At 49.4% G+C, this 15,163-nt stretch carries 16 protein-coding genes and 1 tRNA gene; 14 read left to right on the top strand and 3 right to left on the bottom strand.

From position 1 onward, the window contains the following. The first annotated feature begins 30 nt into the window (after positions 1–30). Entirely contained in the window at positions 31–687 is a 657-nt protein-coding gene (gene upp / locus Q1B04_RS11295) for a uracil phosphoribosyltransferase (protein ID WP_299758921.1), read from the top strand. A 222-nt stretch (positions 688–909) separates the two neighbouring features. Continuing rightward, on the top strand, positions 910–1,317 hold the full coding sequence (locus Q1B04_RS11290) for a hypothetical protein (protein ID WP_299758920.1): 408 nt from the start codon (positions 910–912) through the stop codon (positions 1,315–1,317). Between the two features lie 69 nt (positions 1,318–1,386). Here Q1B04_RS11290 and Q1B04_RS11285 read toward each other — a convergent pair whose 3' ends face one another. Beyond that, complete coding sequence (locus tag Q1B04_RS11285) at positions 1,387–2,745, bottom strand: DEAD/DEAH box helicase (protein ID WP_299758919.1); 1,359 nt, start codon at positions 2,743–2,745, stop codon at positions 1,387–1,389. Between the two features lie 188 nt (positions 2,746–2,933). On the opposite strand from Q1B04_RS11285, the gene Q1B04_RS11280 reads away from it, so the two are divergent. The 7 genes from Q1B04_RS11280 to Q1B04_RS11250 all read left to right on the top strand — a co-directional run bounded on the left by Q1B04_RS11280 (position 2,934) and on the right by Q1B04_RS11250 (position 8,452). Then, positions 2,934–3,602, top strand: coding sequence for an outer membrane beta-barrel protein (locus Q1B04_RS11280; protein WP_299758918.1), 669 nt, complete (start codon positions 2,934–2,936; stop codon positions 3,600–3,602). 78 nt (positions 3,603–3,680) lie between these two features. Further along, on the top strand, positions 3,681–5,015 hold the full coding sequence (locus Q1B04_RS11275) for a dihydroorotase (protein ID WP_299758917.1): 1,335 nt from the start codon (positions 3,681–3,683) through the stop codon (positions 5,013–5,015). A gap of 2 nt (positions 5,016–5,017) precedes the next feature. After that, the gene (locus Q1B04_RS11270) at positions 5,018–5,386 is read left to right on the top strand and encodes a hypothetical protein (protein ID WP_299758916.1); all 369 of its coding nucleotides are present in this window, start codon (positions 5,018–5,020) and stop codon (positions 5,384–5,386) included. 156 nt (positions 5,387–5,542) lie between these two features. Next, a tRNA-His gene (locus Q1B04_RS11265) sits at positions 5,543–5,619 on the top strand. A gap of 152 nt (positions 5,620–5,771) precedes the next feature. Next, a complete protein-coding gene (locus Q1B04_RS11260) occupies positions 5,772–6,695 on the top strand; it encodes a PfkB family carbohydrate kinase (protein WP_299758915.1) in 924 nt (307 codons plus the stop codon). Between the two features lie 188 nt (positions 6,696–6,883). Beyond that, the gene (locus tag Q1B04_RS11255) at positions 6,884–7,081 is read left to right on the top strand and encodes a hypothetical protein (RefSeq protein WP_299758914.1); all 198 of its coding nucleotides are present in this window, start codon (positions 6,884–6,886) and stop codon (positions 7,079–7,081) included. Positions 7,082–7,213: 132 nt separating this feature from the next. Continuing rightward, the gene (locus Q1B04_RS11250) at positions 7,214–8,452 is read left to right on the top strand and encodes a geranylgeranyl reductase family protein (protein ID WP_299758913.1); all 1,239 of its coding nucleotides are present in this window, start codon (positions 7,214–7,216) and stop codon (positions 8,450–8,452) included. Between the two features lie 158 nt (positions 8,453–8,610). Here Q1B04_RS11250 and Q1B04_RS11245 read toward each other — a convergent pair whose 3' ends face one another. Then, the gene (locus tag Q1B04_RS11245) at positions 8,611–10,326 is read right to left on the bottom strand and encodes a M61 family peptidase (RefSeq protein ID WP_299758912.1); all 1,716 of its coding nucleotides are present in this window, start codon (positions 10,324–10,326) and stop codon (positions 8,611–8,613) included. A 582-nt stretch (positions 10,327–10,908) separates the two neighbouring features. Here Q1B04_RS11245 and rpmH point away from each other — a divergent pair. The 5 genes from rpmH (at position 10,909) to Q1B04_RS11220 (ending at position 14,561) form a co-directional block, all read left to right on the top strand. Then, positions 10,909–11,070 (top strand): 50S ribosomal protein L34, encoded by a 162-nt coding sequence (gene rpmH / locus Q1B04_RS11240; RefSeq protein ID WP_071784616.1) that lies wholly within the window; start codon positions 10,909–10,911, stop codon positions 11,068–11,070. A gap of 40 nt (positions 11,071–11,110) precedes the next feature. After that, on the top strand, positions 11,111–11,521 hold the full coding sequence (locus tag Q1B04_RS11235; RefSeq protein WP_299758911.1) for a ribonuclease P protein component: 411 nt from the start codon (positions 11,111–11,113) through the stop codon (positions 11,519–11,521). A gap of 28 nt (positions 11,522–11,549) precedes the next feature. Then, entirely contained in the window at positions 11,550–13,199 is a 1,650-nt protein-coding gene (locus Q1B04_RS11230; protein WP_299758910.1) for a S41 family peptidase, read from the top strand. A 136-nt stretch (positions 13,200–13,335) separates the two neighbouring features. Then, on the top strand, positions 13,336–14,031 hold the full coding sequence (tsaB, locus tag Q1B04_RS11225; RefSeq protein WP_299758909.1) for a tRNA (adenosine(37)-N6)-threonylcarbamoyltransferase complex dimerization subunit type 1 TsaB: 696 nt from the start codon (positions 13,336–13,338) through the stop codon (positions 14,029–14,031). Between the two features lie 14 nt (positions 14,032–14,045). Then, positions 14,046–14,561, top strand: a complete 516-nt coding sequence (locus tag Q1B04_RS11220; RefSeq protein WP_299758908.1) for a DUF2480 family protein — start codon at positions 14,046–14,048, stop codon at positions 14,559–14,561. Positions 14,562–14,669: 108 nt separating this feature from the next. Here the strand turns inward: Q1B04_RS11220 and Q1B04_RS11215 are convergent. Then, on the bottom strand, positions 14,670–15,163 hold a 494-nt coding region (locus Q1B04_RS11215), incomplete at its 5' end, for a hypothetical protein (protein ID WP_299758907.1).

Genomic DNA, 15,163 nt, shown 5'->3' with positions numbered 1-15,163 from the left:
TAAGCCATCACTTATAATTTGGTAGCTATCATGGAAAACGAAAACGTACACATCCTTACCCAAACACCATCGCTTGCTAACCACTACGTAGCCGAGCTGCGCGATGTGCACGTGCACCGCGACAGCCTGCGTTTCCGGCGAAACCTGGAGCGCTTGGGAGAATTGTTGGCTTACGAGATTTCTAAAACGCTACCATACCAGGAAGTAAACATCACAACGCCGTTGGCCGAAACACGCACGCAACTGCTGGCTGAGCAGCCGGTGCTGGCCACCATACTTCGGGCCGGCCTGCCGCTGTACAACGGCATGCTCAACTACTTCGATAAAGCTTACAGCACCTTTGTAGGCGCTTACCGTGTGGAGGAGGAGAACACGCAGCTGCAGATAAATATGGAGTACCTGGCTTCGGTAAACCTGCACGACAAGATTCTGATTTTGGCAGACCCGATGCTGGCCACGGGCCGATCCTTGGTGAAGTCTTACCAGGGCATGCTGCGCCACGGAAAGCCAAAGCAGGTGCATATTGCCGCAGCCATAGCCGCCCCGGAAGGGCTTGCCTATGTGCAGGAGCAGGTGCCGGAGGCGCATATCTGGCTCGGAGCTGTAGATGATCACCTCAACGACAAATCATACATTGTGCCTGGCCTTGGCGATGCCGGCGACCTTGCTTTTGGCCCGAAAATTTAAGTGCATACGCTGGTTTATTTTTCGCGGGAGTATGGCAGCCTGAGCGGTTGTATAGCAAATGCGCTTGCCCAGCTGGTTTGCGCCTGAAATTGTGCGGTAATTTTTCTGGTGTTGCGTATAAACTACTAATTCAGCTTTAGCTTAATTTTTGAAAGCAATTCTTTAACGTAGTCTACTGTGTTTGTTGAAATACTAAAATACCTTTCGGTATACCTGGCCAGTATGGTGAAGTTTATTGGAGGGCCGCTTACAGGTGTGTCGTTAGGATTGTCTTATTTCGAAACGGTGATGCTAACGGTGGCTGGCATGATGACCAGCGTGATTATCTTCTCAATAATCGGCAGAGCGTTTGCAAAGTGGTGGTCTGCGCGGCAAAAGGCAAAGAACAAATCAGCTTTCAATAAAAAGAACCGCCGCATTATCAAAATCTGGAGAAGCTTTGGAGTGGTAGGCGTGGCCTTTTTAACGCCCGTTATTTTTACGCCTATTTTAGGTACGGTGGTAGCGGCGTTGTTTGGGGCATCGCGCAAGCAGATATTTATACATATGCTGTGGAGCTCTATAGTATGGAGTGCCGTGCTGAACCTGATGGTATTTGAGTTTGGCCACCTTGCCGCGCGGTTTTTCTGATCAGCCTTATAAAAGTATAACAGTTAAAACAGCAGCGGCCTGAAGTTTAAACTTCAGGCCGCTGCTGTTTTATTTCTTTCTGCTTCCTTTTTTCTTGGTCTTCTGCCAAACCGAGTTCTTCGGGTCGCCTTTCTTTTTGCCTTTGTCGAAGTTAGACTTGTGGCGGCCTTTCTTCTCATGGAAAGCGCCTTTAAAGTCGGGATCGTCGCGGCGCTTTTGGCGGTCTATCTCACGGGCCATTTCCTGCTGCTCCTCAAAAGGGGTTTTAAACACTTTCACCGTTTCGGGCATCGGCTCCTGCGGAATTTTCATGCGGATGATCTTTTCGACCTTCTGCACATGGTACATCTCAGCTTCAGTGGCGAAGGTGATGGCTGCCCCGGCCTGTTCGGCGCGTCCTGTGCGGCCAATGCGGTGCACGTAATCCTCGTAAATCAGCGGCACGTCAAAGTTAATCACATGGCTTACCATGGTTACGTCGATGCCACGGGCTGCCACATCAGTAGCCACCAGGAAACGCACCTCGCCGCCCTTAAAGGCCTCCATGGAGTTGATGCGGGTGTTCTGGCCTTTGTTGCCATGTATGGCGCGCACCTCGCCGTAGTTGCGGTGCTCCAGAAACTTAGACACGCTCTCGGCGTTCTTCTTGCTGCGCGTAAAGATGATGACCCGGTTAAGCGTTTCCGCATCCTGAATCAGGTGCTCCAGCAGCTCAATCTTGGTACGCAGGTTTGGCACCTTGTATAGCACCTGGCTCACGGTTTCAACGGGCGTGGCTTGCGGGGTAATTTCAACTCTGGTCGGGAACTCAAGGAATTCCTCAGAAAGCTCCACCACTTTATCCGGCATCGTGGCCGAAAACAGCAGGTTCTGGCGCTTGCGCGGAATTACCTCCAGCAACCTCCGGATCTGCGGCATAAAGCCCATGTCCATCATCTTGTCGGCCTCATCCAGAATCAGCGTTTTCAGGTCTTTCAATACAAGGTCGCCTTTCAGATAGAGCTCTATCAGGCGCTTGGGCGTGGCTACCAGTATATCAATGCCTTTGCTGATGGCTTCGATCTGGGTTTTTGGGCCGAGGCCGCCGTATATGGCCAGGTGGCGGATATCGGTATACTTGGCCAGTAGCGTAATATTCTCCTCAATCTGCATCACCAGCTCGCGGGTTGGCGCAATGATGAGCGCGCGCGGGTGCTGGCCCTGCGCATACTTAACCTTCATGAGCAGCGGCAGCAGAAAAGCGGCAGTTTTACCCGTGCCTGTCTGGGCAATGCCTAGTATATCGTGGCCTGCCGAAATCAGCGGGATAGCCTGTAGCTGTATCGGCGTCGGTTTTTCGTAACCGGCATCTTCAATGGCGTTCAGCAGCTGCTTGTTCAGCTTAAAATCCTCAAAGGTGCTTATCTCTTTCTCTGCTTCTTCGGCCATGGTGTTCAAATTTATACTTCGTGTTGATGCACAAAGGTACGGGAAAAAAGGTTAACACAGTTTGCTGCAGCTTTGCCTAAGCTCTGAAGTATGGTACAACCTGTACTATAATTGAGTATATTGATGCTGCTATACTTTATCTACTCTATATGAAAACAAAACTTATACTCTGTTCTATCTGCACTTTTATGTGTATACATTTTGCAACGGCACAAAAGCTTTCCTTCGGACCTACCTTTGGGTTGATAAACCAAGGTGATGCTGGCAGGGTGTTGTTGGATTCGGTTCAGGTGGAGTTGGGCGGCGGCGGAGACCTTGGCGGCTACTTTGGCGGATATGTTTCCTATACTATAAACAGGGCGTTCAGCATCTCATCAGGTATAAACTATTATGATGATGGTCTTAGTTACATTGTTTACAACACCAGAACAGATTGTCAGTTCTGCCCGATCACGAAAGGCGGAACGGTAGGACATGCTTCGCTGGAGATTCCCCTGCTTCTGGAGTTCAACATCCCCTTAACCGAAGGGAGATTTTTTGTTATGGCAGGCCTATCGCCAAGTATAAGGCTGCAGCGGAAAGGATCTCCGTACTATTTCCATAAAGATGCAGGGCAAGGCGTATCGGACGTGCTGCCTGCCATGCGCACGGCTGTAAAACCTGTGGTGTGGGATACTTCTGTTGGTGCCGGTTTTAATGTATGGCGGCTCAGGCTGGAGGCAAGGTATCAGGCAAATCTAACACGCTCGGCCACCAACGCGGTTAAGGTATGGGGCAAAAGCTATGATTTTATGTCGAGCCGCGCCAACATGCGTTTTGGGATAAGCTACAATCTAAACTGGAAAGGGCAAGAGTAAGTACAACTAAATCTTTACCCTTTCGAGCACTTCACGTATCTTAGCCGATATAATGGTTACCAGAGAGCATATCTATAGATGAAATCCATCCTCATAAAAAACGCACAACTCGTAAACGAAGGAAGTATAACCACCGCCGATGTGCTGGTGCAAAACGGCCGCATTGCGCAGATTGGCCAAAGTATAGCCTCCAAGGCCGACGAAACCATTGATGCCACCGGGCTGCATTTACTGCCGGGCGTAATCGATGACCAGGTGCATTTCCGGGAGCCGGGGCTTACCCAAAAAGCCAACATCGAAACAGAGGCAAGAGCGGCTGTGGCCGGCGGAACCACCTCGTTTATGGAGATGCCAAACACCGTGCCTAACGCTACCACGCAGGAACTGCTGGAAGACAAGTATAAAATCGCGGCTGAAACCTCGTTGGCAAACTACTCCTTTTACATGGGCGCCACTAACGATAACCTGGCCGAGGTGATGCTTACTAACCCTAACACGGTTTGTGGCATCAAAATTTTTATGGGCTCCTCTACGGGCAACATGCTGGTGGATAATGAGCAGACGCTGGAAGAGATTTTCTCCAAAGCCAAACTGCCAATTGCCGTGCATTGCGAGGACGAGCAAACCATCCGTGATAACATGGCGCTGTATGAGCAGAAGTATGGCGAGGACATTCCGATAAAATGCCACCCGGAAATCCGCAACGAGGCGGCTTGTTTTAAATCGAGTTACCTGGCCGTGAAATTGGCCGAGAAGCACAACACGCGCCTGCACATCCTGCACATCTCCACGGAAGAAGAGCTGAAGCTGTTTAGAAACGATATTCCGTTGGAGCAAAAGCGCATTACCGCCGAAATTTGCGTGCACCACCTGTGGTTTGATAAGGACGATTACGATACGTTTGGCACGCAGATTAAATGCAACCCGGCCATAAAGGAGCATCGGCACAAAGAAGGCTTACTAAAAGGTTTGCTGGAAGATAAACTGGATGTAATTGCCACCGACCACGCCCCGCATACCTGGGGCGAGAAGCAGAACAAGTATAAAAAAGCGCCGTCAGGGGTGCCGCTGGTGCAGCACTCGCTGCAGATGATGCTGGAATTTGTGAAGCAGGGCAAACTGACGCTGGAGAAAATGGTGGAGAAAATGGCGCATGCCCCGGCCATACTTTTCAACGTGCGCGAGCGTGGCTACATCCGCGAGGGTTACTGGGCCGATTTGGTTTTGGTGGACTTGAACAAGCCGTATACTGTTACCAAAGAGAATACATACTATAAGTGTAACTGGTCGCCGTTCGAGGGCCATACCTTTAGTGCAAGTATAATCCATACCATCGTGTCAGGGCACCACGCCTTTGCCAACGGCGCCTTTGATGAAAGCAAGAAAGGCGAGAGGATGCTGTTCGACAGGTAAGTATGGAGCTGGAAAAATTCAAAGAGCTGCACGCCCGCTTTTTCGGGAAAGAACTGCCGCAGGAGGTGCTGGATTCGGAAGAGTATGAGGCCTACATCGATGCCATCCACGAAGATGAGGGGTGCTATAACTGGGCTACCGCAGAAAAGCTAAATGCCCAGGGCTTTGCCTACGAGAGCTACTGCTGCCTGATGCTGGCCGATAAGGTATTCCAAAGTATAGATGAGGAAGGCGAAACCAAGTATAACGACCCGGAGGTGATCATCAACAAATGGGACGAAGGCCTGTACGGCATACCCGTGCATGATGGCAGCGCATCCATGGTGGTGATTAACTATTGCCCCTGGTGCGGCGCCAGGTTAGCCAAATAAGCAGAAGCAGATAGATTGGACTGTTATATTTTAGAAAAATATATTTCTGATTTATAGTTTGTTATAAGTTTAAGTTGATTTTTAAGACGAAAAATGAGCCATAGGTGTTGTATTATGTGAAATGCTGCTTATATTTGCACTCTCAATTGAGACACGGTGGTTGTAGCTCAGTAGGTTAGAGCACCAGATTGTGATTCTGGGGGTCGTGGGTTCGAGCCCCATCTTCCACCCCAAGCCCTTGAAGCGAACCTTCAAGGGCTTTTTTTATTTATATTTGCTGAGATTAAATGGAGGTATGCCTTTTAGTTTCTTTTAAACAAGGAGCTATACTTACAAGTGGTGCCCCATTCTTAATTTTTAATTCATAATTCGTAATTGATAAAATATGAGCTTAACAGTAGTTGGTTCGATGGCGTTTGACGCGCTGGAGACACCCTTCGGAAAAACAGATAAGATCGTAGGTGGCGCGGCGACCTATATTTCGTTGTCGGCCTCTTATTTTGTGAAGCCGGTAAACGTGGTATCGGTAGTGGGTGGCGATTTTGACCAGGACCACATTAGCCTGATGCACGATCGCAACATCAGCACCGAAGGCGTGCAGGTGAAGGAGAACGAGAAATCATTCTTCTGGTCTGGCCGCTATTTTAACGACATGAACAGCCGCGAAACGCTGGCCACAGAGCTAAACGTGCTCGGCGACTTCGACCCGATCATCCCGGAGAGCTACCAGGGCTGCGAGTTCCTGATGTTGGGCAACCTGGCCCCACAAGTGCAGCGCACGGTAATTGAGCGCCTGAACAACCGCCCGAAACTGGTGGTGATGGATACCATGAACTTCTGGATGGACATTGCCCTGGAAGACCTGACGCAAACGCTGAAACTGGTGGATGTGCTGTCGATCAACGATGAAGAAGCGCGCCAGCTGAGCGGCGAGTATTCGCTGGTGAAGGCTGCCAAGAAGATTATGGCGATGGGCCCGAAATTCCTGATCATCAAAAAAGGGGAGCACGGTGCCCTGCTGTTTGGCGAGGATAAAGTTTTCTTTGCACCAGCCTTGCCGCTGGAAGAAGTGTTTGACCCAACCGGAGCCGGCGATACCTTTGCCGGTGGCTTTATAGGTTACCTGGCCAGCTGCAACAACATCAGCTTCGAGAGCATGAAGCGCGCCGTGATCCACGGTTCTGCCATGGCATCGTTCTGCGTAGAGAAATTCGGTACCGAGCGTCTGAAAAACCTGACGCAGGAAGAGATTGACGCGCGTGTGCAGGAGTTCGTGAACCTGGTTGCCTTCGATACCGTGCTACAGTAGTAGCAGCTAAAGTATAACATATGAAAAGGGAGGCTTCGGCTTCCCTTTTTTGTTGCCGGATATAGTGCAATTTAAATGCTTCCGATATGCTTGCTGAGAGCTTCCAGAGTATGAGGTGCAGCAACTAAGTGCAACAAAATAGGGGCAAACGGGGTAAACTATACTATACACTGTAAAGAAATCAAGCTATGAGCATAAAGAATGAGAACAAAAAGAATTTGGATGAGCTAAAGAAAAACAATCCAAATCAGCAAGATCCGAATAAGCCAATGGGTAATATTGATGATAACCCAGTGCGCAACAAATTAAACGATGACGCGACTAAAGTGCAAAACCCAAACCGCAACCTGGCAAAGGGCGGTAACAACACGCCAAACAATAAGTAGTAAGGCGTTCTACACAAAATAAGCTATGAAAACTGTAAAAAAGGGAAGCCCTATTAATAGGGCTTCCCTTTTTTTTGTCTGGTTTGTACCGCTTAGCGGCTTCTGTTATCTTTAGCAGCCTTAAAACTAAACATGCGCAAAACAGACATTTGTATACTTGGAGCCGGCCCGGCCGGAGCTACTGCCGCCCTTCATCTCGCCAATAAAGGCATTCCGTCCCTCCTGTTAGATAAAGCTGCTTTTCCGCGAGATAAAATTTGCGGAGACGCGCTGAGCGGCAAAGTGGTAAACGAGCTGCGCCGCATTTCGCCGGAGTTGCCCGAATTGCTGGGGCAGCAGCAGGAGGCGCTGCCATCGTGGGGCATTCATTTTATATCGCCGGGTGGGCACAAGCTGAGCGTGCCGTTTAAGTATGACTATGCGCCGGAGCAGGATGCACCAGCCGGTTATATCTCCAAGCGTGTTGATTTCGATAATTTTTTGGTGGAGCAGGTGCGGCAGCGACCGGAGATTGAATTTCAGGAAAATATAGATGTGGCAAAGTATGAGCAGGCGCCTGAGGGCGGGTTTATACTTTCGGATAAGCAGGGGCAGCCGCTGCTGCAGGCAAAGTTGCTGCTGGTAGCTAACGGAGCGCAGTCGGGGTTTACAAGGCATGTGGCCGGCCTGCAGCAGGAGCCGGAGCATTACTGCGCAGGGCTGCGGGCATACTATAAAGGTGTGGAAGGTATGGATGCCGATGGCTTCATAGAGCTCCATTTCTTCAAAGATTTCCTGCCAGGCTACTTCTGGATATTTCCGCTGCCCAACGGACAGGCCAACGTAGGCGTGGGCATGCTGAGCAGTGCCGTGAGCCGTAAAAAAGTAAACCTGAAAAAGGAGATGCAGCAAATGATAGCATCGCACCCTGAGCTGCAAAAGCGCTTTGCCAAGGCAGAGCTGGTAGATAGTATAAAAGGGTACGGCTTGCCTTTAGGATCAAAAAAGCGGAGCATCTCCGGAGAGAGTTATATGCTTTTAGGCGATGCCGGTGCCTTGATCGACCCTTTTACCGGTGAAGGCATCAGCAATGCCATGATCAGCGGGCGCTGGGCCGCCGAGCAAGCCGCAAAAAGTATAGCAGCGCAAAATTTTTCGGCTGCTTATCTGCAAGGGTATGACAAAGCCGTGTACAACCGCCTCTGGAAAGAACTGAAGCTGAGCCGGCAGATGCAAAAGCTTCTCCATTACCCTTGGCTTTTCGACAAAGTAGCCAGCAAAGCTTCCAGAAACCAGGCTCTAGCCGAAACCATCTCCTGCATGTTTAATGACCTGGACCTGCGCAAGCGCCTCCGGCAGCCCTCATTTTACGCCAAGCTGTTGTTTAACTAAAGGATAAGCTTTTTAGCTGGCGCGAGCGCCCTCGCTCGTAACTGGCTATTGGTGGGCCTCCGGCCCAGTTGAGTTACAAACTCAACATCATATTAAGACACGAGTTGAAAACTAGCGCCAGCCGAGGAGGCCGGAGGCATCAATAGGAAAAGCAGTGGCTAAAACTCCTGCTTCAGCCACAGTTTAAAGTTTGTTTTCTCTTCCTCGCTGGCATCCTGGCACTTCTGCACGGTGCATTTACTATAAAAGTTTTTGCCGTTCTGCTCTAACCTTACCACACGCAGCTGTTTCTCCCGGAACAACGCCAGCTCCACCTCCTGCGGCTCCAACGCCAGCAGCTGTTGCAGGTTGTGTTCCAGCTTTCGTCCGTTCAGGGCTATAAGCTCATCATCTATACTTAGCAGTTCGCTTGCCGGAGAGCCGGGAGCAATAGCAGTTACTTTTATACTTCCTTCAGAGGAAATCTTAAAACCATACTTGCTTTCATAGATAAGCGGGTTCTGGTTCTCGATTAAGGAGCAGCCCACATAATGCAGCGCCTCGTCCAGTGCAGGTTCAATGTTCTCAGTGCCGTTAATATACTTGGCAAAGTATGCTTCAAACGACTGCCCGGCCACCTCATTCACCAGCTGAGCATAATCCTGCGCGGTATAGCCAATGTTCTTTTTGCCAAAACGCTCCCACAGCTGCCGCATCACCGCATCCATACTTGCCTTGTTGCCCGTAGCTTTGCGCAGCTGCAGGTCCAGGAGCAGGGCAGTGAGGGCGCCTTTTATATAGATAGATACTTTACGGTCGGGGATGCCCGGCTTGTAGCCATCCAGCCACAGGTCGAAAGATGAATCGGCGACGGAGAGGTTATGGCGGCTGTAGTCTGCAAAATAGCGCTGCAAGCTGGTGTTAAGCTCCTCAAAGTATGCCTCGGCAGTAAAGAAGCCGCTCCGCGCCAGCATATAATCGCCGTAGTAGGTCGTGATGCCCTCGGCCACGTAACCGGTTCTAAAGTAGTTCTCCTGCGCAAAATTGTAAGGCAGCATTTCCTTTGGCCTGATTTTCTTAATATTCCAGGTATGGAAAAGCTCATGAGAGCTCACACCCACAAATTCTTTGTACACACTGGGTGTCATCAGCAGCTCACCTGGCCCAAGCGTTATAACAGTAGAATGGCTATGCTCCACGCCATGATAAAAGCGGTAAGGCAGTATCTCGTTCAGGTAATGGTACTCCTGCACCGGAAAATCACCGAACACCTCCAGCTGCTCCTGTGTGAAACCTTTAAAATCATGCTTCAGCTTTTCCCAATCCGGTTGGCAGTCTCCCTGAATCCAGATGTGAAACGTGTTACCTGCCACTTCAAAGCTTTGCCGCTTCAGGTTTCCGCTGGCAATAAATGGGCTATCTGCCAGTTCATCAAAACTTGCGGCCGCTAATGTATGCTTCTCCGCCTCCGGCAAGCCACAGGCAATCTGCCACTCCTCCGGCAGTTGCAGTGCAAGCTGGCAAGGCTCCTGCTCGCGTCCTTCTACCGCCATCAGGCAGTTTATCGGGTTTAGGTACAGTTGCTGCTCATCCAGCCAGGAGCCGCCTGCATCCATTTGGCGGGCAAAAAAGCTGTAGCTAATCTCAATCTCATTTGCGCTGCCAGCCTGCACCTTCCAGCGGTCTTTGGTTGTTTTCTCTATGGCTATACTTTCTCCGTTAGCAGTGGCCGTAGCAGCCTGCAGCTTCTGCGCAAAATGCTGTAGCTCATACCTGCCGGGGCGCCAGGCGGGCAGTTGCAAGTATAACTCCTGCTGCTGGTTGTTTTTTACAGTGATTTTAATGTCAACAAAATGCGTGAGCGGGTTTTGATAGGAGAGGTGGTAATGTATCATGGTTGCTTATACGGATGAATCAGATTATACTTTGGAGTAGTTGAAAGTGATACAAGTATAAGTATGGAAGCTGGAAAAACAAGTATGCAACGACGGGGCCAAACACCCCTAACCCCTCCTTGTCAAAGGAGGGGTTAGGGGTGGCTATCAAAAATGATCCCAGTCTTTGGGTTGAGCGCCTTGTGAGATTCCGGTGCCCGTAAGGGCATTGCGACCGAAGGGTAGCAAAGGAAGGGAACACAGCGCGATGCCCGAAGACGAGCCCTCCCGGGCTTGAGGGGGCCAAGGCCAGAAATGAAACGAGCCGCTTGTAAGACTGAGGATAAAAGACTGTTAGAAAGAATAGCCTGTGTCAAGTTGCAGGAAACAGCAGTTATAGGCACAAGCGGATGCTTGCGCCAGAAAAGCAGCTAGCAAGTATAGCCGCAATCAGCAAAAGCCGCAACATCATACTTCATCAACACTATTCTAACAGCAGTATCTCACCCTCTCAACATCTTTTTACAAAAAATCTGAAGCAGACTTTGCTATTCTACAAAGGTTTACTAATTTTGCAGGCCATAATAAAACCATTGGCAGACGATGAAAAGAACATTCCAGCCTTCTCAGAGAAAAAGAAGAAATAAGCACGGTTTCAGATCTAGAATGGAAACCGCTAACGGTAGAAGAGTATTGGCCAGCAGAAGAGCCAAAGGCAGAAAGAGACTTACGGTTTCTAGCGAGAAAAGACATAAGGCAGCTTAATTCCTTTTAAAGGAATAGGCTTTGCGTTTTATAGCCGCTAATGGATTCAGGAGCAGCTAACGAGCAGCAAGCCGACCAGCCTAACAGTTATACCTTTTCAAAAGAAGAACACTTGTGCAGTAAGCGGCTTATTTCGCTGCTTTTCTCCAAGGGTTCTTCTTTTAATTTGTATCCGCTGCGGTTTGTATATTACACGCCGCAAGACCTGCCGCCTGGCCAAAACCAGGTGCTCGTTTCCGTTTCTAAGCGCTATTTTAAGCGTGCTGTAGACCGTAACCACCTGAAGAGGCAAATGCGGGAGGCATATCGGCTTAACAAGCACATCCTGTTGCAGCACCCGGACCAGGCGCCACGCCTGCTGGGTATCCTGTATATTGGCAAGGAAAAAAAATCCTTCCAATCTATTCAAAAAAAACTAATTTCAGGTTTGGAGCGTTGTCTAAATAAATAGACTTACCCGCTCCCTTAAGCCTGATATTATGTACAAGAAATCTATAGCTGGCCTTTTTATCGGCGTTTTCGCCCTCGGCCTCTTTTCCTTTAAAACAGATTCTGAGAGATACTTTGAGATAGCCAAAAACCTGGATGTTTTTGCCACGCTATTTAAAGAAGTAAACACTTATTACGTGGATGATGTGCCTCCCGCACAAATGATGCGCTCCGGCATCGATGCCATGCTTAAGTCATTAGACCCCTACACCAATTATATTCCCGAAGACGATATTGAGGATTTCCGTACGATGACCACTGGCCAGTACGGCGGTATTGGTGCTATTATCGGCAGCCGCGATGGCAAGGTGGTAGTGCAGATGCCTTACGAGAACTCCCCGGCGCATAAAGCAGGGCTCTCTATCGGCGACGAAATCCTGAAAGTGAACGGCGTTGATGTCAGAAACAAATCAACCGAAGAGGTAAGTAAGCTGCTAAAAGGCCAGGCCAATACTTCTATAAAGCTGGAAGTGCGCAGCTACGGGCAAACGAAGTCCAGAAACCTGGAGCTGATGCGCGAAAACATTATGGTGGACAACGTGCCATATTACGGCATGCTGAACAACGAAATCGGCTATCTGCAGCTATCGGGCTTTACTGTGGATGCAGGCAAAGAGGTGAAGACAGCGGTGCAGAAGCTAAAAGAAATGGGCGCTAAGAAAATTGTGTTTGATCTGCGCGATAACCCAGGCGGCTTATTGCACGAGGCTGTGAATATCTCTAACGTGTTTGTTGAGAAAGGGCGCGATATTGTAAGCACCAAAGGAAAAGTAGAGGAGTGGAACAAAACGTACAAAGCACTGGACGAGCCCCTGGACCTGGATATGCCGTTGGTTATACTTACCAGCTCGCGCAGCGCCTCGGCTTCTGAAATTGTGGCCGGTGTAATGCAGGATTATGACCGCGCTGTGCTGGTAGGAGAGCGTACCTTTGGGAAAGGGCTGGTGCAGGTAACACGGCCTTTGTCTTACAATTCCCAGCTAAAAGTTACAACGGCTAAATATTACATACCGAGCGGCCGTTGCATCCAAGCCATCGATTATGCGCACCGCAACGAAGACGGCAGCGTGGCCGCTATTCCAGATTCGCTTCGAGCCGCATTTAAAACAGCATCAGGTAGAGTAGTATACGACGGCGGCGGCGTTAGCCCGGATGTGGAAGTGGAGCAACCGAATTACTCTGAGATCATTAAAACAATTGCTGGCAAGGGCTACTTCTTCGATTATGCCAACAAGTATAAAGTGGAGCATCCAAACATCCCTTCGGCCAAAGAGTTTAAGCTGACAGATGCCGAGTACAAGAAGTTTGTCGCTTACCTGGACAATAAAGACCTGTCTTATACCACAGCCATAGAAAGTGAGCTGGAAGATGTGGCTTCAAAAGCTAAAGAGGGCAAACACTACAATGATATACAGGCAGAGCTTGATGCCATCAGAAAGAAAGTGTCGCACAACAAGTCTAACGACCTGACACGTTTCCGTACTGAAATTCAGGAGATGCTGGAGGCGGAGATAGCTTCGCGCTATTACTTGCAGAAAGGATATATAGAGTCTTCCTTTGATGATGACCCGGATATTTTGGCAGCCGTACAGGTGCTGAACGATCCGGCAAAGTATAAAGCATACCTGAAGGCTAACTAAGAGTATAAAGAACATAAGCAGGGGAGGGAGGCGCAGTAGTGCTTCCCTCTTTTACTTTAGAAGAACCATACTTTTGGAGGCCTCGCCTACTTGGCGTAATTTTGCAAGCATCTTTAAACTATAACCATACTTGCCCATGCCGCTGTTGCTCGCGCTCGAAACTTCTACCACCGTCTGTTCTGTCGCACTGTATAAAGATCAGCAGTTGCTGGGGGCATCAGAATTGCAGATCGAGAAATCACATTCGTCTCATATTACTGTGATGGTGTCGCAATTGGTAGAGAACTGCGGGGCTACGCTGCAGGATTTAAGTGCAGTGGCAGTGTCTGGCGGGCCAGGTTCTTACACAGGGCTGCGCATCGGCACGTCCACGGCCAAAGGGTTGTGCTACTCACTTGATATCCCGCTGCTGGAGGTCTCAACCTTATATGGATTGGCGGCCCAGGTTATCGCCATGACGCCAAACCCGGAGCGTTACCTGTTCTGCCCGATGCTGGATGCCCGCCGTATGGAAGTATATACCTGCCTGCTCACCCACGAGCTGCAGGAGGTGGAGCCGATAGCACCGGTGGTGCTGGAGGAGCATACTTTTGAATATAGACTGAAGGAGCAGCCGATCATCTTCTTCGGAAGCGGAGCCGCCAAGTATAAAAGTATGGTGAACACAGTGGCCAATGCGTTATTTATAGATGGCGTGCTGCCAAACGCTAAAACCATAGGTGCACTGGCGCTGCCAAAGTATGAGCAGCAGGCCTTTGAAGACGTAGCATATTATGAACCCTTCTACCTGAAGGATGTTTATATAACAAGCCCGAGTAAAGGAGCAAAGTAAAAGGAGTTAAAATCATGTCAGAAGAAATAGTAAACCGAGTGGCGCAAAGTGCGCTGGTAACTTTAAACCTGGAACTGCTGCTGCATCCGGGCGAGCGAGTAATATATGATATAAAGGACAACCTGTTTCAGGGGCTGATCCTGCGTGAGAAAGATTTCCGCGCCTTTGTTAAGGAGCACGACTGGTCGCAGTATGAAGGCAAGAACATTGCGATTACTTGCTCAGTAGATGCAATTGTGCCAACCTGGGCTTATATGCTGCTGGCGTCTAAACTGCAGAACCATGCCCACTACTATGTGTTTGGCGATTTGGAGGCACTGGAGCAGGCGTTAATGCAAGAAGCCATAGCTAAAGTTGATATGGAAGAATATAGAGATGCCAAGGTTGTAGTAAAAGGTTGCGGAAGTATACCAGTGCCTACATATGCCTATGTTGAGGTAATGCGAAAGCTATTGCCAGTGGCAGCAAGTATAATGTATGGAGAACCTTGCAGTACAGTACCACTCTATAAAAAGCCCAAGAACGGATAATTAGGCTACTTAAAGATTAAAAGGGGAGAAGGAAGTATCCTTTCTACTCCCCTTTTGCATTAGCTAGTAATGGTAACAAGATTAAGTATTGAGTAGTTGATAAATATTTTATTTGAAAATCAGGTGCTTACCTGTTTCGATTAAGTTTTTTTGGGTGGTGGTGTTGCGGGGGCGGGATTTTTGCCTACTTTTGCATCCCGGTTCAGCAGGGACGGGGCAGCGAGGGGGGTACGGTAACACGGGCCGCCCGCGGAAAAAAAGAGGAAAAAAAGTTGCTGGGATGAGGGAAAGATTGCTTACCTTTGCAGCCGCTTCCTTCAGAGAAGCCTCGGCCGGCAGGGCCGGAAAAAAAAGATGAAAAAAAGTTGCGCTGGTTCGGGAAATGTTCCTTACCTTTGCAGCCCGCCCCGGGGGAAGCCCGGGAACGGAAAGAGAGAAAAAAAAGTTGCGAAAAAGTTTGGAAGTTGAGATTGACTTTCGGACCTTTGCACCCCGCCAAGGAGCGAACGGCTCGGGAGGGAAAGGGAGACACTGAGAGGTGGCAAGCGAGGAGAGTAGCTCCTCGGAAAGTTCTTTGAGAGATTGCTTGAGACAGAAAAGAA

Source organism: uncultured Pontibacter sp. (assembly GCF_947495565.1).
Taxonomy (GTDB): Bacteria; Bacteroidota; Bacteroidia; order Cytophagales; family Hymenobacteraceae; genus Pontibacter.
Note: the sequence above shows the minus strand (reverse complement) of the source record. Positions and strands in the feature narration are given on the sequence as shown.

Coding starts and splice junctions, on each gene's coding strand:
- Q1B04_RS11285 (WP_299758919.1), bottom strand. CDS start 2,745: ATGGCCGAAGAAGCAGAGAAAGAGATAAGCACCTTTGAGGATTTTAAG.
- Q1B04_RS11270 (WP_299758916.1), top strand. CDS start 5,018: ATGGAGCTGGAAAAATTCAAAGAGCTGCACGCCCGCTTTTTCGGGAAA.
- Q1B04_RS11250 (WP_299758913.1), top strand. CDS start 7,214: ATGCGCAAAACAGACATTTGTATACTTGGAGCCGGCCCGGCCGGAGCT.
- Q1B04_RS11235 (WP_299758911.1), top strand. CDS start 11,111: ATGGATTCAGGAGCAGCTAACGAGCAGCAAGCCGACCAGCCTAACAGT.
- upp (WP_299758921.1), top strand. CDS start 31: ATGGAAAACGAAAACGTACACATCCTTACCCAAACACCATCGCTTGCT.
- Q1B04_RS11230 (WP_299758910.1), top strand. CDS start 11,550: ATGTACAAGAAATCTATAGCTGGCCTTTTTATCGGCGTTTTCGCCCTC.
- Q1B04_RS11280 (WP_299758918.1), top strand. CDS start 2,934: ATGTGTATACATTTTGCAACGGCACAAAAGCTTTCCTTCGGACCTACC.
- rpmH (WP_071784616.1), top strand. CDS start 10,909: ATGAAAAGAACATTCCAGCCTTCTCAGAGAAAAAGAAGAAATAAGCAC.
- Q1B04_RS11290 (WP_299758920.1), top strand. CDS start 910: ATGGTGAAGTTTATTGGAGGGCCGCTTACAGGTGTGTCGTTAGGATTG.
- Q1B04_RS11245 (WP_299758912.1), bottom strand. CDS start 10,326: ATGATACATTACCACCTCTCCTATCAAAACCCGCTCACGCATTTTGTT.
- Q1B04_RS11275 (WP_299758917.1), top strand. CDS start 3,681: ATGAAATCCATCCTCATAAAAAACGCACAACTCGTAAACGAAGGAAGT.
- tsaB (WP_299758909.1), top strand. CDS start 13,336: ATGCCGCTGTTGCTCGCGCTCGAAACTTCTACCACCGTCTGTTCTGTC.
- Q1B04_RS11220 (WP_299758908.1), top strand. CDS start 14,046: ATGTCAGAAGAAATAGTAAACCGAGTGGCGCAAAGTGCGCTGGTAACT.
- Q1B04_RS11260 (WP_299758915.1), top strand. CDS start 5,772: ATGAGCTTAACAGTAGTTGGTTCGATGGCGTTTGACGCGCTGGAGACA.
- Q1B04_RS11255 (WP_299758914.1), top strand. CDS start 6,884: ATGAGCATAAAGAATGAGAACAAAAAGAATTTGGATGAGCTAAAGAAA.